This window comes from Psychrobacter sp. 219-2-C, assembly GCF_049560815.1.
GTDB classification, from domain to species: Bacteria; Pseudomonadota; Gammaproteobacteria; order Pseudomonadales; family Moraxellaceae; genus Psychrobacter; species Psychrobacter faecalis.
The window spans coordinates 34,535-53,664 of the sequence record NZ_CP186933.1; the positions used below are offsets into that span (position 1 = coordinate 34,535).

General features: G+C 45.6%; 15 protein-coding genes. 12 read left to right on the plus strand and 3 right to left on the minus strand.

Annotation, left to right across the window (positions count from 1 at the left end; all coding sequences use genetic code 11):
• The first annotated feature begins 1 nt into the window (after position 1).
• The 9 genes from nuoG (at position 2) to ACPEGP_RS00200 (ending at position 11,964) form a co-directional block, all read left to right on the plus strand.
• Complete coding sequence (gene nuoG / locus ACPEGP_RS00160; RefSeq protein WP_423813566.1) at positions 2 to 3,088, plus strand: NADH-quinone oxidoreductase subunit NuoG; 3,087 nt, start codon at positions 2 to 4, stop codon at positions 3,086 to 3,088.
• Between the two features lie 49 nt (positions 3,089 to 3,137).
• Positions 3,138 to 4,133: an NADH-quinone oxidoreductase subunit NuoH gene (gene nuoH / locus ACPEGP_RS00165; protein WP_102077419.1), complete on the plus strand. Its 996-nt coding sequence runs from the start codon at positions 3,138 to 3,140 to the stop codon at positions 4,131 to 4,133.
• A 58-nt stretch (positions 4,134 to 4,191) separates the two neighbouring features.
• The gene (gene nuoI, locus ACPEGP_RS00170; protein ID WP_068406521.1) at positions 4,192 to 4,740 is read left to right on the plus strand and encodes an NADH-quinone oxidoreductase subunit NuoI; all 549 of its coding nucleotides are present in this window, start codon (positions 4,192 to 4,194) and stop codon (positions 4,738 to 4,740) included.
• Positions 4,737 to 5,504 carry an NADH-quinone oxidoreductase subunit J gene (gene nuoJ, locus ACPEGP_RS00175; protein ID WP_288727853.1) on the plus strand — a complete coding sequence of 256 codons (768 nt, stop codon included), beginning with the start codon at positions 4,737 to 4,739 and terminating at the stop codon, positions 5,502 to 5,504. Before nuoI ends, nuoJ begins: the two co-directional genes overlap by 4 nt.
• A 98-nt stretch (positions 5,505 to 5,602) precedes the next feature.
• Positions 5,603 to 5,911, plus strand: coding sequence for an NADH-quinone oxidoreductase subunit NuoK (gene nuoK / locus ACPEGP_RS00180; protein WP_102077418.1), 309 nt, complete (start codon positions 5,603 to 5,605; stop codon positions 5,909 to 5,911).
• Positions 5,912 to 5,915: 4 nt separating this feature from the next.
• The gene (gene nuoL, locus ACPEGP_RS00185) at positions 5,916 to 7,790 is read left to right on the plus strand and encodes an NADH-quinone oxidoreductase subunit L (RefSeq protein WP_198329005.1); all 1,875 of its coding nucleotides are present in this window, start codon (positions 5,916 to 5,918) and stop codon (positions 7,788 to 7,790) included.
• Between the two features lies 1 nt (position 7,791).
• Positions 7,792 to 9,420, plus strand: coding sequence for an NADH-quinone oxidoreductase subunit M (nuoM, locus tag ACPEGP_RS00190; RefSeq protein ID WP_423813567.1), 1,629 nt, complete (start codon positions 7,792 to 7,794; stop codon positions 9,418 to 9,420).
• 3 nt (positions 9,421 to 9,423) lie between these two features.
• Positions 9,424 to 10,902 (plus strand): NADH-quinone oxidoreductase subunit N, encoded by a 1,479-nt coding sequence (locus tag ACPEGP_RS00195; protein ID WP_102077392.1) that lies wholly within the window; start codon positions 9,424 to 9,426, stop codon positions 10,900 to 10,902.
• Between the two features lie 210 nt (positions 10,903 to 11,112).
• Positions 11,113 to 11,964: a ferredoxin--NADP reductase gene (locus tag ACPEGP_RS00200; RefSeq protein ID WP_423813568.1), complete on the plus strand. Its 852-nt coding sequence runs from the start codon at positions 11,113 to 11,115 to the stop codon at positions 11,962 to 11,964.
• Between the two features lie 131 nt (positions 11,965 to 12,095).
• Here ACPEGP_RS00200 and ACPEGP_RS00205 read toward each other — a convergent pair whose 3' ends face one another.
• The gene (locus tag ACPEGP_RS00205; protein WP_423814219.1) at positions 12,096 to 12,875 is read right to left on the minus strand and encodes a hypothetical protein; all 780 of its coding nucleotides are present in this window, start codon (positions 12,873 to 12,875) and stop codon (positions 12,096 to 12,098) included.
• Positions 12,876 to 13,420: 545 nt separating this feature from the next.
• Here ACPEGP_RS00205 and ACPEGP_RS00210 point away from each other — a divergent pair.
• Both ACPEGP_RS00210 and ACPEGP_RS00215 read left to right on the plus strand, forming a co-directional pair.
• Positions 13,421 to 14,308, plus strand: a complete 888-nt coding sequence (locus ACPEGP_RS00210; RefSeq protein WP_227678708.1) for an energy transducer TonB — start codon at positions 13,421 to 13,423, stop codon at positions 14,306 to 14,308.
• 123 nt (positions 14,309 to 14,431) lie between these two features.
• The gene (locus ACPEGP_RS00215; protein ID WP_296236165.1) at positions 14,432 to 15,307 is read left to right on the plus strand and encodes a mechanosensitive ion channel family protein; all 876 of its coding nucleotides are present in this window, start codon (positions 14,432 to 14,434) and stop codon (positions 15,305 to 15,307) included.
• Positions 15,308 to 15,322: 15 nt separating this feature from the next.
• Here the strand turns inward: ACPEGP_RS00215 and ybeY are convergent, their stop codons facing one another.
• Entirely contained in the window at positions 15,323 to 15,976 is a 654-nt protein-coding gene (gene ybeY, locus ACPEGP_RS00220) for an rRNA maturation RNase YbeY (RefSeq protein WP_423813569.1), read from the minus strand.
• A 126-nt stretch (positions 15,977 to 16,102) separates the two neighbouring features.
• Positions 16,103 to 17,236, minus strand: a complete 1,134-nt coding sequence (locus tag ACPEGP_RS00225; RefSeq protein ID WP_207161725.1) for a PhoH family protein — start codon at positions 17,234 to 17,236, stop codon at positions 16,103 to 16,105.
• Positions 17,237 to 17,832: 596 nt separating this feature from the next.
• Between ACPEGP_RS00225 and ACPEGP_RS00230 the strand changes: the two genes are divergently transcribed.
• Positions 17,833 to 19,080 carry an FAD-dependent monooxygenase gene (locus tag ACPEGP_RS00230; protein ID WP_423814220.1) on the plus strand — a complete coding sequence of 416 codons (1,248 nt, stop codon included), beginning with the start codon at positions 17,833 to 17,835 and terminating at the stop codon, positions 19,078 to 19,080.
• The last annotated feature ends 50 nt before the right edge of the window (positions 19,081 to 19,130 follow it).

Genomic DNA, 19,130 nt, shown 5'->3' on the forward strand with positions numbered 1-19,130 from the left:
CATGGCAGTCATACATATTGATGGAACCACTGTCGAAGTAGATAGCAGCGACAACTTGCTCCAAGCATGCTTGTCACTCGGCATTGATGTGCCGTATTTTTGTTATCACCCCGCCTTAGGTTCAGTCGGCTCTTGCCGTCAGTGCGCGGTCAAGCAATACCAAAATAAAGAAGATATGGAAGCAGGTCGCGGGCGCTTGGTGATGTCCTGTATGGTCGCCCCTAGCGATGATATGTACATCTCAGTGACCGACGATGAAGCCAAAGCCTTTCGTAAGTCGATGGTTGAGCTATTGATGGTCAACCACCCGCACGACTGTCCAACCTGTGAAGAGGGCGGACATTGTCATTTGCAGGACATGACTTATATGTCAGGTCATAGCCGTCGTCGCTATCGCTTTACCAAGCGTACCCATCACAATCAAGAGCTTGGACCGTTTATTGCGCATGAAATGAACCGCTGTATTGCTTGTTATCGCTGCGTACGTTTTTATAAAGACTACGCGGGCGGCGAAGATTTGGGCGTCTATGGCTCAAATGAACGCGTGTATTTTGGCCGTGATAAAGACGGTCAGTTCGAAAGCGAGTTTTCAGGTAACCTAACCGAAGTCTGTCCAACGGGTGTATTTACCGATAAAACCCACTCTGAGCGCTATAACCGTAAGTGGGACATGCAGTATGCACCAAGCATTTGTCATGGCTGCTCAGCAGGCTGTAACATCTCAGCGGGCGAGCGTTATGGCGAATTGCGCCGTATCGAGAACCGTTATAACGGTGAAGTAAACCGTTACTTCTTATGTGACCGTGGTCGCTTCGGTTACGGTTATGTCAATCGCGAAGACCGCCCAACCCAAGCGCTTGAGCGTATCAATGACAAGCATGTCAAAATCAATATCGATTATGCGCTTGATGAAACCATCAAACGTATCAAAGACAAAAAAGTTATCGGTATTGGCTCACCACGTGCCAGTCTTGAGACTAACTTTGCGCTAAAAAACATGGTTGGCTTTGATAGCTTTTCAACCGGTTTAAACCATCAGCAACAAGCACTGGTCAATAAATGTATTGAAGTATTAAGCACTGAAGGTATCTATAACCCCGGTATGGCTGATATCGAAAGCCATGACGCGGTATTGGTATTGGGTGAAGATATTACTCAAACCTCATCGCGTGTGGCACTATCGATTCGTCAAGCGGCAAAAAATGAAGCCATTAAAATGGCAGCAGCGACCAAAACCCAATCGTGGCTAGCTGAGCCTGTCAAACGTATTGGACAAGGCGTGCAAAGCCCGGTCTATATCATCGATGTTATCCAAACCAAGCTAGAAGATATCAGTAAAGTTAGCGTCGTTGCGACACCAGAAGATATTACCAAACTTGGTTTTAAAGTCGCCGATGCGATTGCCAATCTTGTAGATGATTTAGCCCAGATAGCAGACGCGCAACGTGCCCAACAAGATGCTGATGAAGCGTCTGATCCAATGCAAGCGCTAGCCCAGCAAATTGCTTATGACTTAATTCAAGCTGATAAGCCGTTGGTGGTCTCGGGAACTAGTTTATCATCGATTGCTTTGATAGAAGCAGCGGCGCAAATCACCCAAGCGCTGACCCAAAAGCGTGCGGCGATTAAAGCCGCTGAGCAGCAGCAGGTCGAAGCGCATAACGCTAAGGTCGAAGCTGCTGAAGCACAAGCAGCAACGGCGCAGCAAAGCGAAGACAAAGACTTATCTGCTAAACCAAATAAACCAGAGACTGGCGTTGATACCGAAGCGCAAGACGATGTCGAGCGCGAGCCTGCAACCAAGCTTGAGCTCAAAGAGGTTAATAAAAACTATCACGCGCAAGCGGGTATTTATTTGGCGGTTCCTGATGCCAATAGTATTGGCGTTTGTATGCTTGGTGGTCAATCGGTTGAAGAATTATTGGCGACCGATTTTGATGTGGTTATCGTGGCTGAAAACCAGTTAACTGATGCCATTGATGCGCATAAGTTAACTCAGTTGTTGGCGGATAAAACCGTCATCGCCCTTGACCATCAATTGCTTGATTGGCATAAAGATGTCGATATCGTTCTCCCAGCCGCGAGCTTTGCGGAAGCGGACGGCACACTTATCTCTGCTGAAGGTCGTGCGCAGCGCTTCTTCCAAGTTTATGATAACGAATATTATCATCCAATGAGCAGTATCAAAGAAGGCTGGCGTTGGTTGCATGCCGTGCATAGCAGCTTAGAAGGTCGTGATGTCGATTGGACGCTGCTTGATGACGTTATCAATGCTCTAATCGCTACCCATCCTAAGCTTGCGGGTATTAAAGACGCCGCTCCTGACGCTGATTACCGCATGACTGGTCTAAAAATTGCCCGTCAGCCGCGTCGCTACTCAGGTCGTACCTCGATGCGTGCGCCCGTATCTGTGCATGAGCCGATGCAACCAAAAGATTTGGATACCGGCTTAACCTTCTCAATGGAAGGTTATAGCGGTAAGCAGACGCCAAGCTCGATGATTCCTTTTGCCAGTGCGGCCGGTTGGAACTCACCGCAAGCGTGGAATAAATACCAAGATAAAGTTGGTGGTAGCCTGAGAAATGGCGATCCGGGCGTCCGTTTATTTGATCGCTTAGAGCGTCTTGCCACGCGTCAATACGTTGCACCAGAAGCTACCTCGGCAACGACGACAGATATGCAGCAAGGACAAGCCAAACTGGTACCGGTTTATAATCTGTATGCCAGCTCGATGATGGCATCACGTAGCACAGTGGTTGCTGAGCAATTGCCGCTCGCTACATGGCGCGTCGGTATCGATGATGCCAAAGCATGGGGTCTTGCAGCGGGTGATTATCTAGCGATTGAGATTGATAAACAGCAAATCACCTTACCTGTTGAGTTCGTTGATTACTTAGCAGAAGGCTGTATCGGCTATCCGGTTGGGCAAGTGAGTATTATCCATCCGTCCATGCCAGCGTCAGTACGCAAAGTCGATGCGCCAGTGACGATGATGGGTAGTATGGCCACTGATAATGCTGTCGCAGCCAATAACAATAATCGCGCTACGCCAGTAAATAGCGCGCCGACCACCACACAGGAGGTGTAATTTGCAAGTTACCCGTATTATCCCTGATGTGCCAAGCTTTTTGGCTGGTATGATGACCTTTGATACCTGGTCGATACTTTTTATGGTCGTGCAGGCGCTGGTTATCTTTTTAGTGGTGGTTATCGTGGCGGCGTTGATGATTGTTTATGAGCGCCGCATGCTAGCGCTTTGGCAAGACCGTTACGGTCCGAACCGTGTGGGTCCGTTTGGCTCATTGCAACTGGTTGCTGATATGCTCAAAATCTTCTTTAAAGAAGATTGGACGCCAAACTTTACCGATAAGTTTATGTTTACCTTGGCACCAGCGGTTGCCATGTTTACTGCGTTGGCATCCTTTGCCATTATTCCTGTCTCGCCAACCCTTGGGGTTGCTGATTGGGATATCGGTATTTTGTTCTTCTTTGCCATGGCAGGTATCGCAGTTTATGCGGTGATGTTCGGTGGTTGGGCGTCTGCCAATAAGTTCTCATTACTTGGTGGCTTACGGTCAGCAGCGCAAACCATCAGTTATGAAGTTTTCTTAGGCTTATCATTGATGGGTGTGGTTGCGCTAACAGGCTCGTTTAACCTACGTGAAATCGTTGAATCGCAAATTGACGGCTGGTATATCATTCCGCAGTTTTTTGGCTTTTTAACCTTTGTCGTTGCTGGTGTTGCTGTCACCCATAGACATCCATTTGATCAGCCAGAAGCCGAGCAAGAGCTTGCCGAAGGGTATCATGTCGAATATTCGGGCATGAAGTTCGGTATGTTTTTTATTGGCGAGTATGTCAACGTCGTGCTGATTTCGGCATTGATGACCTGCTTGTTTTTTGGCGGTTGGCTTGCGCCGTTTAATTTAGATATTCCTTTTATTCCACCAGCTTTTTGGTTCATGATTAAAACGCTATTCTTTATGACCATGTTTATTTTGGCTCGAGGCTCACTCATGCGTCCGCGCTATGATCAGGTGATGAACTTTGGCTGGAAAATCTGCCTGCCGGTAACTTTGATTAATCTCTTGGTAACTGCCGCAGTGATTTTGATTTTCTCCCCAACGTTATAGTCATTACTAGTAGCCATCACTGATGAACTAGGGTAAAGCTGATAAGGATAATAATCCCATGTTTACTACGATAAAAAAGACCGTCATTGGTATGTTTACCATTGTCCGCAGTATGTGGATGGTCAATAGTCATGCAATCAGGCCGCGCGACACCATTCTTTATCCAGAAGAGCCGGTGCCAGTACCGCCACGCTTTCGTGGCCGTATTGTGTTGACGCGTGACCCTGATGGTGATGAGCGCTGCGTGGCTTGTAACTTATGTGCCGTAGCCTGTCCGGTTGCCTGTATCTCTTTGCAAAAAGCCGAGCGTGAAGATGGTCGCTGGTATCCAGAATTTTTCCGCATTAACTTTTCACGTTGTATCTTTTGTGGTTTGTGTGAAGAAGCTTGTCCGACGACGGCGATTCAGATGACGCCTGATTTTGAGATGGGTGAGTACGTCCGTCAAGACTTGGTTTATGAAAAAGAGCATTTGCTGATTTCTGGACCGGGTAAATATCCCGATTATAACTATTATCGCGTGACGGGTATGGCGGTAGCAGATAAACCAAAAGGCGCGGCGCAAAATGAAGCGGCACCGATTGATCTAAGGAGCTTGCTACCATGATGAATATTTTAAATAGTCCTGAATTGGCAGGGTTTTATGCGTTGGCAGCGGTGGCAATATTTGCCAGCTTGCGCGTGGTGACCCTTGCCAATCCAGTGCATGCTATTTTATCGATGATTGTGTCGTTATTGGCCATCTCAGGTATTTTCTTTGTCTTAGGTGCGCCGTTTGCTGGTGCGCTTGAAATTGTTGTTTATGCCGGTGCCATTATGGTGCTGTTCGTCTTCGTTATTATGATGCTAAATCTTGGCATGAGTAATGATGAGCGTGAAGAAAGCTGGCTTGATGCGGGCACTTGGGCAGTACCGACGGGGTTAACTATTATCATCGCGGTTGTGCTATATGCGTTGATAGGTCTTAATCATACCGATACGGCAATGATTGGTGGTACGACCATTTCAGCTAAAGCCGTCGGTACGGTGTTGTTTACCAAATACGTTATGTTGGTCGAAGTGGCGGCATTGCTATTATTAGCTGCCTTGGTGGCTGCTTATCATTTGGGTAAAGAGTCTAGTGATGATGAGATTATCGGTCACGACGCTAAAGGCTATGATAAAGGACATAATAACAAAGCAAGCCAGGCCTCTAATCCAAATGTGGCTAGTATCAAACATTACGATGATAATGGCATGCCGATCGATACTGATGCGCTAAACAGAGCTGAATCATACGAATATAAAGAGGTTGATCCGCTTGACTATGTCGGTATGAATGTCGGTAAGCAGGCGGATATACAACAAGTCACGCGCAAGGAGTCAGACTGATGGTACTAGCAGCGAGCGTGGCACAGGAGGTTGTAAATGTGCCGTTTGCCCACGAGGTCGCAGGCTTTATGCAGCCTGCTACTGAGGCGCAAAATGTACTGGGTATGATACCCATGAGCCATGGATTGATTTTGGCCGGTATATTATTTGCAATCGGTCTGTGCGGTGTCATGGTACGGCGTAATCTATTATTTATGCTAATGAGCCTTGAAATCATGATGAATGCGACGGCTTTGGCATTTGTGGTCGCCGGTAGCCGCTGGGTCGATCCAGATGGACAGATTATGTTTATCTTTATTTTGACACTAGCAGCAGCAGAGGCGGCCATTGGTTTGGCAATATTATTGCGGTTTTACCATCAGCGTGGGCATCTCGATGTCGATAGCGCCAATGAGATGAAAGGATGATGTCATGAGTTTATTACCATTAACCTTTATATTCCCGCTCGTTGGCTTTTTGATTTTAGCCTTTATGCGCGACAAATTAAGCGAGCAGGTGGCAGCGATTGTTGGTGTCGGTAGCATGCTGCTATCAGCGCTATGCACGCTGGTAGTTAGCTACACCTTTTTGACCAGTAATCCTGCCGGTACAGTCATCGAGATTCCGCTATGGACGTGGTTTCAAGTTGGCGATTTTGCACCAAGTTTTGGCTTGAGTTTTGATGGCTTGGCATTGACGATGACGGGTGTGATTACCGGTATCGGCTTTTTGATTCATCTGTTTGCCGCTTGGTATATGAAAGGTGAAACAGGCTTTGCGCGCTTCTTTAGCTATATGAACTTATTCGTTGCCAGTATGTTATTGCTGGTATTGGCCGATAACTTGTTCTTACTTTATCTTGGCTGGGAAGGCGTCGGTATCTGTTCGTACCTTTTGATTGGTTTTTATTATCAAGACCGTGCCAATGGTCGGGCAGCGATGAAAGCCTTTACCGTCACCCGTGTTGGTGATGTGTTTTTGGCCTTTGGTTTGTTTTTATTATTCCGCGAATTTGGCACCCTGCATATTCAAGAGATTATTACCCGCGCGCCAGAAATCTTTGATATCAATAATCCAACGATGATTTTGACTACTATTATGCTCGTTGGTGGGGCGATGGGTAAATCAGCGCAGCTGCCACTACATACCTGGCTTGCTGATGCGATGGCAGGTCCAACGCCTGTATCAGCTCTGATTCATGCCGCAACCATGGTGACCGCAGGTGTATATCTGATTGCGCGTCTACATCCATTATTTCTTCTCACCCCGGGCGTACTGTTGTACTGGGTTGGGGCAGTGGGTGCATTGACGCTCGTCGTTGCTGGATTTTGTGCGCTGGCACAAACCGATATTAAACGTATCCTTGCTTATTCGACCATGAGCCAAATTGGCTATATGTTCTTAGCACTCGGCGTTGGTGCATGGCAAGGAGCTATTTTCCACTTGATGACGCATGCTTTCTTTAAAGCCTTGCTATTTTTATCATCAGGTGCGGTCATACTTGCGGTACATCATGAACAAAATATCTTTAAGATGGGCGGCTTACGCAAAAAGATACCGCTAGTATTTTGGTGCTATATCGTCGGTGGCGGTGCGCTGGCGGCAATCCCTTGGGTTACCGTTGGCTTCTATTCTAAAGAAGCAATTCTGTGGGAGAGCTATGCAACCGGTCACCAAGTCCTATTCTATATGGGCGTCTTCGGTGCGTTCTTAACCGCCCTTTATACCTTCCGTATGATTTGGATTATCTTCTTTGGTGAAGAAAAAACCCACGCGCATAAACTATCTGGTGTGTCATATTGGCTGCCATTGACGGTGCTACTGGTATTATCAACTGCCGTTGGTGCGTGGATTACGCCGCCACTACAAGGCGTGTTACCAGAAAGCGTTGGGCACTTATTAGAAGTAGCTGGTCAAGCGCACGACAAACATACGGCGGAATATATCGCTATGGGTGCGATGCTTGCAGGCTTAATTCTCGCGGCACTGTTATATGTCGCCGATAAAGGTCGCATGCTGACCCGCTTTAAGCGCACCTCTATAGGCGCAGCGTTATATCATTGGTGCTATCACGGTATGGGCTTTGATGCGCTATACGATATAGTTTTTGTAAAACCCTTTTTGTTCATCGGCCGCTTATTTAAAGCCGACCCTATCGATAAAACGTGGCTTATTTTACCGAAACTGGCATCTGCTGGTAATAAGGTATTGTCTGCGACGCAAACAGGGTCACTTCGAGGTTACGCTGCAAGCTTTGGCTTAGGCGTGGCTGTGCTGTTGGTGCTGGTAATGATGACGGTGGTATAAGATGATAGAGTTACAACAAACGTGGATGCTACCAGCATTAATCGCAATTCCTTTTATTGCAGGGTTGTTCTGTTGGTTGGTCGAACGCTTTAATAAACGTCTGCCGCGCTGGATTGCTCTAATCGGTATGACGTTAACCTTTGCCTTGTCACTGGTATTGTGGCAATACGGCGATTATAGCGGCATGAGTAAGCAGGTGATTGCGCCTCAGGCAAACGTGCCATGGGTTGCAGAATTCATGGTGCCATGGATACCAAGCTTTGGTATCAGCTTTCATTTGGCACTAGATGGTTTGTCGCTGCTGATGGTTGGCTTAACAGGCCTGCTCGGTATTGCGGCGGTTGCCTGTTCGTGGAATGAGATTCAACGCCGCGTTGGTTTCTTCCATCTTAACCTTTTATGGAGCTTGGGCGGCGTGATTGGCGTTTTCTTAGCCATTGACCTGTTCTTATTCTTCTTCTTTTGGGAGATGATGCTGGTTCCGATCTACTTCTTGATCGCTATTTGGGGTCATGATGTGGTTGGCGGCAAGACCAAAGAATACGCGGCAACCAAATTCTTTATTTATACGCAAGCCTCTGGTCTTATCATGCTGGTCGGTATCTTGATACTGGTCATTATCAGCTATGCGCAAAAAGGCATAGTAAGCTTTAATTATAATGACTTACTCGGCACATCACTTGGCGGCTGGGAATATCCGATCATGCTGTGCTTCTTTATTGGCTTTGCCGTTAAATTGCCGATTTTCCCTTTTCACGGCTGGCTACCTGACGCCCATGCGCAGGCGCCAACCGCAGGTTCGGTGGATCTGGCAGGGGTTTTAATTAAGACTGCTGCTTATGGTTTGATTCGTTTTGTCATACCGTTATTCCCAGCAGCGTCACAAGATTTTGCGCCGATAGCGATGACCTTGGGTACCATAGGTATCTTTTACGGGGCATGGCTGGCCTTTATGCAAACTGATATGAAGCGCTTACTGGCTTATACCAGTATCTCGCATATGGGTTTTGTGGTCTTGGCCATTTACGCGGGTACCCTAATCAGCTTGCAAGGTTTGATGATTCAAATGTTGGCGCACGGTTTGAGCTCGGCGGCACTGTTTATTATGGCGGGGCAGTTATACGAGCGCTTACATACGCGCGATTTGACCTTGATGGGCGGTATGTGGGGTCAGTTCCGTTATTATGCACCGATTCTGATGTTCTTTTGTGCCGCTTTACTTGGTATTCCGGGTACAGGTAACTTCATCGGCGAGTTCTTGATTTTATTTGGCGCCTTTGCTGATTATCCAGTGTTTGTGGTGTTTGCGACCTTTAGCTTGGTATTGGCAGGTTTATACTCGCTTATCTTGATTCACCGTGCCATGTTCGGTAGCAATAATATTAAAGAAGTGGCGTTACGAGAAACCGAAACTCATGGTTTGCCGTCGCGTCCATTAAAAGATTTGGGTAAACGCGAGCTGTCGTTGCTGTTTATGTTAGCAGCAGGCTTGGTCTGGCTCGGACTGTATCCACAGCCATTCCTTGACACTTCAAGTCACGCCATGCAGTGGATTAATAACGCATATATGTACAGTCAAGTGACACAAGTAGACGCATCGCAGCTACTTGATGCAATGGAGGCACGTTAAGTCATGAATGAATTTACGATGAATGATTTGATGGGGCTGATGCCTTATGCGCCAATCATTGCGGTAGTGTTGACTGTATTGGTGGTGATGATTGCCATTACCATTAAGCGCTCACATATGGTAATCGGTACTATTTCGGTGGTTGGTTTAAACATAGGGCTGTTTGCCTTGCTTGGGCAAATGGCTGGCATCATCGATAGCGGTACGCTTGTGCCAACAGCTGAGCAGTTATTTGTGATTGATAACTTTGCCCAGTTTAATATGGTGGTCATCTTAATCTGTGCTTTGGCCTGTTTTACGCTGTCTTATGCCTATCTAGCCGATTTAGATGATCATAAAGAAGAGCTGTATTTGCTCATGCTGCTATCGACTGTCGGTGCGCTCCTCATGGTCAGCGCCCAGCATTTAGCCTCATTCTTTATGAGCCTTGAGATGCTATCGATTCCGTTATACGGCATGCTGGCTTATACCTATATGCGTAAGCGCTCGCTTGAGTCGGGGCTAAAGTATTTGGTGCTCTCAGCCACGGCATCAGCAACGCTGCTGATGGGGATGGCGTTTATTTATGCAGAAGTGGGTTCGCTTGCTTTTAAGCCTATTAGTATGACGTTGGTCGATCTCTTTGAGTCGCCACTACTAATCGTCGGTACGGCGATGATGATGTTTGGTATTGCTTTTAAACTGTCTGCTGCGCCTTTTCACATATGGACGCCAGATGTGTACGAAGGCGCACCAGCACCTGTCGCTACTTATTTGGCATCGGTCACCAAAGTGGCGATGATGGCGCTTGCCGTTCGCTTCTTAATTGATACGTCGCTATTAGCATTGCCATCAGTACAGATGTTGCTCATGGTCATGGCCACCTTGTCGATACTAGTGGGTAACTTATTAGCGGTGCGTCAGACTAGCCTTAAGCGCCTGCTTGGTTATTCGTCGATTGCCCATATGGGTTATGTGCTTATCGTGATTGTCAGCATTGGCTCAGCCGCTGATAGTATCTCAAGCATGTATATGGCGATTTATGCCTTTACCTCTATCGGTGCCTTTGGTGTTGTTACTTTAATGTCGAGCCCGTATCGCTTGGCTGGTGAAGCAGATGAATTGACCCATTATCAAGGGCTGTTCTGGCGTCGTCCGGTATTGACCGCGGTTATGACCATTATGATGTTGTCATTGGCAGGTATTCCATTGACCGCAGGCTTTATCACTAAGCTATTTGCGATTCTAGCCGCCGTTCAAGGTACCAACTGGTTCTTGGCTGGCATGATTATCTTAGGTAGTGCCATTGGTCTATTTTATTACTTGCGCGTCATGCTCACGCTATTTAAACGTCCGAAACAATTTATCGAATTTGACGTCTCAAAGCAGTGGGGCTTACGTACGGGCGGTATCATGGTTATCGCCGTCACCGCCATCATTCTCTTCTTTGGTATATTGCCGAATAGTATGATTGAATGGGCAAGTTTGGCTCGTATTTGGTAGGCATAAAATATGAGCATATGAGCTGGGGGTTTCAATATTGATAACCGCTGCTTATTGATAATGATGGTTAGAAAACCAAGATGCGCCAGCTCTGTGATAAGCTTGGCGCATCTTTTGTTTTAGAGCCTTTAAAAAGTCAAAAACATAGCCATCTATAACCATAAGCAATCATAAATCATAAATCATAAAAAACGAGGGTGAATCATTATTATGAGTGACAATATTCAAAAAGTAACGGTGCTCAGCAAAACCACGTGGACGCCCAATCTCTTTAGCTTTACCGTCAGTCGTCCTGATAGTTTTAAATTTACCGCAGGACAGTTTGTACGCTTGGGCGTTAATCCCAGTCAATTAAACTACTATAAGCAGTTGAGTGCAGTAGCTGATACTGATGATGAAGAACTGGACGAAGACCTGAACGAAGCGCTAAATGAAGATATCTTCCGCGCGTATTCAATCGTCTCTTCACCCTTCGATGAAATCCTAGAATTCTTCTCTATTGTTATCCCTGATGGCGCCTTTACCTCGCAGCTACAACACCTAGAAGTCGGCGATGAGCTATTACTAAACACCGTGCCTTTTGGCTTTTTAACTTTAGCTCGTTATCAAAAACCGCTGCCAAAGGATTTATGGTTATTGGCAACAGGTACAGGTTTAGCGCCTTTTTTATCGATGCTGCAAGACTTAAAAACTTGGGAAGACTACGAGCATATCGTCTTGGCTTATAGCGCGCGCTCGGCAGAAGAGCTTGCTTATATGGACAAGATTGAAAGCTTACAAGAAGATTTTGGCTCGTTGGTGGATAATCCAGCCAAGCTTATTTTTATTCCTATCGTTACCCGCGAGCCTGTCGAGGGTGCACTAACTGAGCGCTTGCCAAAACTCTTATTAGATGGCACGTTGCAAGCGCGCGCTGGCATTGATTTGGACGTTGATAGCACGCACGTTATGCTATGCGGTAACCCAGAAATGGTCGAAGATACCAAAGAGACGCTAAAGGGCTTAGGCTTGGTGATGAACCGCCGCGGCGAGGGCAATATCGCGGTGGAAAACTATTGGTAGTGATATGATTGCAAATTAGTATAGACAGTATTCACTAAAAAGCTCTGCCCCTTAAAGACCCTATCTTTAAAGGGCAGAGCTTTTTTATAGTCAGCGTTTAGGGAACTTTTAAGGTATTCATAAAAACAGGCTTATAAAGAAGGTTCTAAACTTGGCTCAGTAGCATCAGCAATCGGATTGATAGGCCCTTGCATCAATTCAGGCTCATCCTTATCGCTAATGATATCTTCATTGGCATTGCTGGCCAGCAAATCTCGATAATTAATTTGCGTTTTAAGCACCAACTGCTCTTCTTCAAGCTCACCATAATTGACTTGCACTTTATATAAGGTGCTCATTATTTTTTTGTTCTTTTTTAGCCAGCGATTGATATCAAGGTAGATAATCTCTTCTTTGGCGCGGGCAATATTGATATAAGACAAAATAAAACCTAAGGGGTCTTTTTTCAGTACGCTATGGTAAAACCAAATAAACAGTTTAAGCCCTTGGCGTTTGATAAAGGATTCACAGCGCAAGTTAAGCACATCGGTATAAGTCAGCTGTCCAAAAACAAAGCGCTGGACGTTGCGATCAAGCTGCACATGAACCAAGCTAAAATTACTTGCTACTTCTGCATAAATCCCGCCAACATCAATCGTACAATACAAGCGAAACCAGTCGTCATGTATCTCAACGCGCAGCTCTAAAATAGCTTTGACGTTATCGGTGACAAATTTTTGCAGCGCATCGTTGACATAAATTTGGGCAACCGGCAAGGACAGCTCTTCCTCGAATTTATCTGTCGTTCTGTCATAGATACTTTTGACGGCTTGGCTAAGACGCTCCCAGCCATCGCTAAAGGACCCGTCAAAACGGTCAACGATACTGTCAAATAACTCCTCAAAACTGTCTGAATTATCCATATTGTCCATATGCTCAAAGTTACTCAAACTTATTATCCTTATAATTATTCATTATTTAATGGCAGGCGCAAAAAGTGTTTATAAAACAGTATATATCAAAATGACAGTAGGCAAAATGGACGTCTACGTTTTGTATCATTGCGCAGTCAGGCCGTTTACTGCCAAATGTAGAAACCTGTGCGAGGTTATTTTTTAAAAACGCGGATTATTAGGTTAGCAGTGGATAAATAGACAAACGAGCCTGCATCTAAGTGATTGATTGAGTAGCGACGGTATACGCTTGTGCTAGCGACGCAATTCTATCTCATGGTATGATAGCGCCGGTATTGGTCGACGAGTGCTTAGTTTACCGAAGAGCGCCTATGACGCCTTGTATCGACCGCCCTTATATAGCCAATTCAATATAAAAGTGGTTCGTTTAAATAGCGCTCTGCTAGAATAAATTTTCCTCGCTTGCTGTGTGCTTCGCACTCCAGAGGCTTCGCAAAATTTATTCCAGCAGTCCTATAACATTTCTGAATGGAATCTACTATATTCATCAGCTGAGACTCACTGTGACTTCGATTAAAGACTCGCAAAGCTATCATTTTTCAGCGCAAGCGCCCAAGCGCGATATCAGTTTGCCGATGGCGGTGGTGATAGCCGTCAGCGTCCATGCGCTGATTATTTTTGGCATTAGTTTTTCGCTGGGGCAAGACCCTGCTGGCATGATGCAGGACGTTGCAAAAGCTTTGACCGAGAATATGCAGCCAAATGAAGACGCACAGTTTATTGCCAATGCTTCGCAACAAGGCGGCGGCACGGTGCAAGAGCAAATACGCCAAGAAACCGACCAGAGTAGTCCGGTGGCAGCCGAGCAAATGAGTGAGACGCAAGATGTGATTGACTTGCAGCGTCAAGTTCGGCAGCAGCGCTATCAAGAAAGCTATCTACGTACCACCCTCAGCTGGCGTCAAGCGAGCGTCGAGTCTGATAATGACAGCAAGCAAGAGCAAGATGATATGAAGGCGCAAGAAGAGCGTCTGCGTAAACAAATCGCGACTTTAGAGGCGCAGCTGTCACAGCGGCAACAGCTGTATGCGACCAAATCAAAAGTCGTGACCGTCGATAGTAACTCGACCACCCGCGGCGCCGCTGCCGATTATATCAACACTTTTCGTGAGCACGTTGAGCGCGTCGGGAATCTGCAATATCCTGCGCAAGCACGCGCCCAAGGTATCACCGGCGAGGTACGTTTGATGGTGATTATCAGCAATGATGGCAATATTAAAGCCATTCGTTTACTTGAGAGCTCAAACTCGACGATACTAGATGAGGCGGCCAAGCAGTCGGTCAGACAAGCGGCGCCCTTTGGTAAATTTACCGAAGATATGAATGATATTGTTGAGCTGCGTCTGATACGTACCTATCGTTACAGTGATAGAGTAGACGTCACCTATTAACTTTGTTTAAATTTAGTGCCGGTCTTATATAGTTATTATGCATTTTTTAAAAAAGGTTAAATGATAATAAACATTAAAAAGACAAAAATTAATGATAAAACAGTTTGGAAATAAAGAGCCAGTATGGAATTTTTAGGTTTTACCGTCGATCTTGCTACCTTAACAGAAAATGCGCTCAGCATTGCGCTTAAAATCGTATTTGCCTTATTAATATTTATGATAGGCCGCTGGTTAGCAAAGAAAATCGTCGCCATTAGTAATCGCATTATGTTACGTAGCCATTTAGAGGCGACGGCGGCCAATTTTTTAAGCCGCGTATTATATGGCATATTATTGGTCATCGTGATTTTGGCAGCGCTTAGCAAAGTCGGCGTGCAGACTACTTCGGTCGTTGCTATCTTGGGCGGCGCGGCGGTGGCGATTGGTTTGTCACTGAAAGATCAGCTATCCAACTTTGCCGCTGGTATTATGATTGTGACCTTTCGTCCGTTTGTGCGCGGCGATTATGTGCAAATCAGCAGTTACACTGGTACAGTCACCGAGATCACCTTAGTCAATACCCATTTAACGACCATCAATAATCACGATATTATCATTCCAAATGGCGATATCACCACCTCGGCGGTGATTAACTATACGGCGTTACCCAACCGCCGCGTCGATATCACCGTTGGTATTGGCTATGACGCCGATATCAAAACCGCCAAAGATATTATGCTAAATTTGGCAAAAAATAATCCACTGGCGTTTACCGATCCAGCGCCTGTGATACGCGTGACCAACTTGGGTGACAACTCAGTCGATTTAACCTTGAATGTCTGGACCACCAACGATGATTGGTGGGCGATGCAGTGTGATTTATTAGAACAATTCAAAAACGCCCTTGATGATAACAAGATTGACATCCCATTCCCGCAGCGCAGCGTGCATGTCAAAGGCTTAGACCAGATGATTAATCAGATGGATCAAGCGCAAAAAACCATGTTAAAGAAAAGTTAAACGAGTCTAAAAATCTTAGAGATAAGGATTTGGTAGGCCTAACTCTGCCAAAATAGCAATCTCAAAGCTTTCCATCTCATCTTGCTCAGCTTGTCCGAGCTCATGGTCAAAGCCCAGTAGATGCAGTATACCGTGTATCAATAAATGGCTGATATGCTGCGCCACGGTCTTGTTTTGCTCAGTAGCTTCGCGTACCACCACAGCATGACAAATCACCAGCTCGCCTAGCGGCAACGTTGGCATCAGCCCAATGATTGCCGCTGGCAAGTCGCTTGGGTAGGATAAAATATTAGTAGCATAATCTTTGCCGCGCGCCTCTAAATTTAGCTCCTGACCCTCGACTGTATCGGTAATGTAAATATCGAGCGCTTTGGTTCTTTCCTGCCATATCTCACTATCGATATCAGCAAAGTAAGGCAGCGTCAGACCATGGTTAATACGCTCATCGATATGTTCCAGTGTCGCCATCATGACTTTTAACAGTTTTTCGCGATTATAAAAGCTCTCAAGTATCTCGTCATCGATGCTATCGGCGGCGCTAATATCAAGCACGGCTAAGTTCTCATCATTATTAAATGCGGCTAATTTTTCATCGTTATTATTATTAAAACGGCTATTAATGTTCTCATCTAAGTGATTGTCAATATCATTCTGTTCGGCTGGGCTCATGCCACCCTCCTTTTCTATGTCAATATGAAAATATCTAAGATTAATTAACTAGCAATAAGTGATTAACACTAAAAAACCGGATATCAAATCCGGTTTGTGTCATATATATACGTTGCTTAAAATAGCTTATAACTTAGCGGCGGCATCAGAAATTGCTTGTTTACGCTCTTGCTCTTTCATGCGCTCAAACTTGCGCTTTTCTTGTAAGGCAAGTTGCTCTTCATCAAAGACATCATAAGCTTCAACAATTTTTTGCACCAATTGATGGCGCACGACGTCTTTTGAGTCAAACTTAGTGATATGAATCTCTTCGATACCGCTTAAGATATCCATCGCTTGTGCCAGACCTGATTTGTGCCCACGCGGTAAATCGACCTGCGTGATATCACCAGTAATAACCGCTCGTGAGCCAAAACCTAAGCGCGTCAAGAACATCTTCATTTGCTCAGGTGTGGTATTTTGCGCTTCATCTAAGATAACAAACGAATTGTTTAGCGTACGACCGCGCATATAAGCAAGGGGTGCGACTTCAATGATTTGTTTTTCGAGCATTTTACCGACTTTATCAAAGCCAAGCATCTCATACAGCGCGTCATATAAAGGACGTAAATACGGGTCAATTTTTTGGGTCAAATCACCAGGTAAAAAGCCCAGTTTTTCGCCAGCTTCTACCGCTGGACGTACCAGTAAAATACGCTCAATCTCGTTGCGCTCTAGCATATCGACCGCACAAGCAACAGCAAGGTAGGTCTTACCCGTACCAGCAGGCCCAATACCAAACGACACATCAGAGGCTAAAATATCTCTGACATAGCGCTGCTGATTGCCACCGCGCGGAATGATTTTACCTTTACGGGTGCGCAGACTAATGGGCGTAAAGTCAGTAGCGGCTTCCAAATTATCAGCATCTTCCTCGGCAGCCGATTGCTTATCAGCTTCTATATCTTCATCGCGGGCGATGCTTGATTGGATAATAAGATGCAGCTCTTCGGCGCTGATATCTTTGGTGTTTTGCGCTTCATCGACCATTTTATAAATGATGCGTTCGCCGCGCTCAACGCCCAAAATATCGCCACTTAAACAAAAGTCGCCTTGGCGTTGGCTGATTTTAATATCGAGGCGTTCTTGGATGTATTTCATGTGGTTATTATATTCGCCGAGCACGGTTTTCAGCTGTGCTGGGGTCAACGATTCAAAATGTATACGGCGGCTTATGGAATCAGTCAAGCGATTATCCTTGTATTTGGTTGCTCGTTGCATGTTCGTTACTTCAGTGCATTAGTGCTTCTGTGCTTTTATGCATGATAGTCGAGCGGGCTTTAAAAATAAAATAATACGTCGTGTTTCAATGCTTTTTCATTGCGTTTATAAAGGTTATGTAAATACTAAAAGTAGTGCTAATAAATATGACGGTAAAATTTTGCTAAAAATAGTTGTTGATAAGATGACAGTAATAAGTAAATGCCCTGTCTTCATTATGGTAGATAGAATTTAAAATTCAAGCCATTTACAGGCGGGCAGGGCTTTGTTTTTGTATGGTGATTGCAACTGTAGATGATACACCTTAGAGCGAAAACGGCAACAAAACTAAATAGCCACTATGGTTATGGTCAGGAGCACAGAATGATGAATGATTTGTGGTAATCTAGAGCTTAGATAATGGCGGTGTAAAAGCTAAGTTTGTAAAGGTAGAAGAACAAGATATTTTTTAGAAAAATAATATTTTTTGAATGTAAAGTCTTCGCGTCTAAACGCGTGCTAAATGGGAAATAATAGGAATAACAACCATGCAACATACTGAAGCAACTTTATCAATAACCAATCCTGCTAAAGCCAGTCTTGCTAATAAAGCGGCTATGACTGAGCAGCAAGTCCTTATCGCCGGCGGCGGCCATGTCGGCTTGTCTTTTGCGCTGTTGCTTGCTCATCATGGTATCGCTAGTACTCTGCTAGAGAAAAACAGCTATCCAACCATCAGTCCAAATGACGACGCTAAACGCACGCATTATTTAGACAGCCGCAATACCGCGCTGTCACGGCGCACGGTACAGATTTATCAAGAGATTGGGCTATGGGATGAGCTACAAAGTCATGCTTGCCGAATTGATGCGGTAAAAATTAGTGAGCAAGGCAGCTTTGGGCGCGCGCAATTAAATAAAGCTGAGGAACAGGTCGAGTCATTTGGGCAAGTGATGGAAAACGCGTGGCTTGGGCGTAAGTTGTTATTGGCTGCCCAGCAAGAGCCGCTGATTACGCTGATTGATAATGCCAATGTGATAGCCGTTAGCCAACAAAACGATGGCGTGACGTTAAGCTTTAGCTATTACGGTGAAGAAGAGCATGAGCAGCAGTTGCAGGCCAGTGTTTTGGTTGCCTGTGATGGTCGCGACTCTACCGTGCGTCAATTGTTAAATATCGGCACTACGACTTATGATTATAAACAAACCGCTATCGTTGGGGTGGTAGAGACCGATCAGCCACATCAGCATATTGCTATTGAGCGTTTTAGTCCAGCAGGTCCGCTTGCAGTGTTGCCATTGACTGATCCAGAAGGTGACGGCAATGATGAGTATCAAAAAGGCTATAGACGCTCGGTAGTTTGGGTTTGTCCAACGGGCGAAGAGACGCAATATTTAGAAGGTGATGCGCATTTCTTGGCAACCTTGCAGCAAGCCTTTGGCACGCGCGCTGGCACGTTTAAAAAAGCCGGCCGCCGCGGCGCTTATCCACTGACACGGGTACTGGCAGATAAACAAGTCGACGGTCGCTGCGTCATCATGGGCAATGCTGCACATACCTTGCATCCGGTCGCTGGACAAGGTTTTAATCTATGTATGCGTGATGCCCATGTACTGGCACAAATGATGAGTCGGCAGGTGCTAAAAGGCGAAGATATCGGTAATCCTACTTTGCTCAAACGCTATGAAAAAGCCCGTCAAACCGATCAAAAACGTGTCATTCGCTTTTGTGATGCCGTCGTACATGGCTTTACGCATCCAAACCCAGCGGTGAAGCTGGCACGTAACGTGGCTTTGGTTGCCTTTGATAAACTGCCAAATATTAAGCCGTTGATTGCCAACTATGCGATGGGCTTAAAATCTTAGTTCAATATACTGGTAAGTTATTAAGCAAATAAAATCTATAATTTCAGCTG

Excerpts from the sequence above, each read along its gene's own strand:
- ybeY (WP_423813569.1), bottom strand. The coding sequence starts at position 15,976 with ATGAGCCCAGCCGAACAGAATGATATTGACAATCACTTAGATGAGAAC.
- ACPEGP_RS00205 (WP_423814219.1), bottom strand. The coding sequence starts at position 12,875 with ATGGACAATATGGATAATTCAGACAGTTTTGAGGAGTTATTTGACAGT.
- nuoH (WP_102077419.1), top strand. The coding sequence starts at position 3,138 with ATGATGACCTTTGATACCTGGTCGATACTTTTTATGGTCGTGCAGGCG.
- ACPEGP_RS00230 (WP_423814220.1), top strand. The coding sequence starts at position 17,833 with ATGACTGAGCAGCAAGTCCTTATCGCCGGCGGCGGCCATGTCGGCTTG.
- ACPEGP_RS00195 (WP_102077392.1), top strand. The coding sequence starts at position 9,424 with ATGAATGAATTTACGATGAATGATTTGATGGGGCTGATGCCTTATGCG.
- ACPEGP_RS00200 (WP_423813568.1), top strand. The coding sequence starts at position 11,113 with ATGAGTGACAATATTCAAAAAGTAACGGTGCTCAGCAAAACCACGTGG.
- nuoI (WP_068406521.1), top strand. The coding sequence starts at position 4,192 with ATGTTTACTACGATAAAAAAGACCGTCATTGGTATGTTTACCATTGTC.
- nuoM (WP_423813567.1), top strand. The coding sequence starts at position 7,792 with ATGATAGAGTTACAACAAACGTGGATGCTACCAGCATTAATCGCAATT.
- ACPEGP_RS00225 (WP_207161725.1), bottom strand. The coding sequence starts at position 17,236 with ATGCAACGAGCAACCAAATACAAGGATAATCGCTTGACTGATTCCATA.
- nuoJ (WP_288727853.1), top strand. The coding sequence starts at position 4,737 with ATGATGAATATTTTAAATAGTCCTGAATTGGCAGGGTTTTATGCGTTG.
- nuoG (WP_423813566.1), top strand. The coding sequence starts at position 2 with ATGGCAGTCATACATATTGATGGAACCACTGTCGAAGTAGATAGCAGC.
- nuoL (WP_198329005.1), top strand. The coding sequence starts at position 5,916 with ATGAGTTTATTACCATTAACCTTTATATTCCCGCTCGTTGGCTTTTTG.
- ACPEGP_RS00215 (WP_296236165.1), top strand. The coding sequence starts at position 14,432 with ATGGAATTTTTAGGTTTTACCGTCGATCTTGCTACCTTAACAGAAAAT.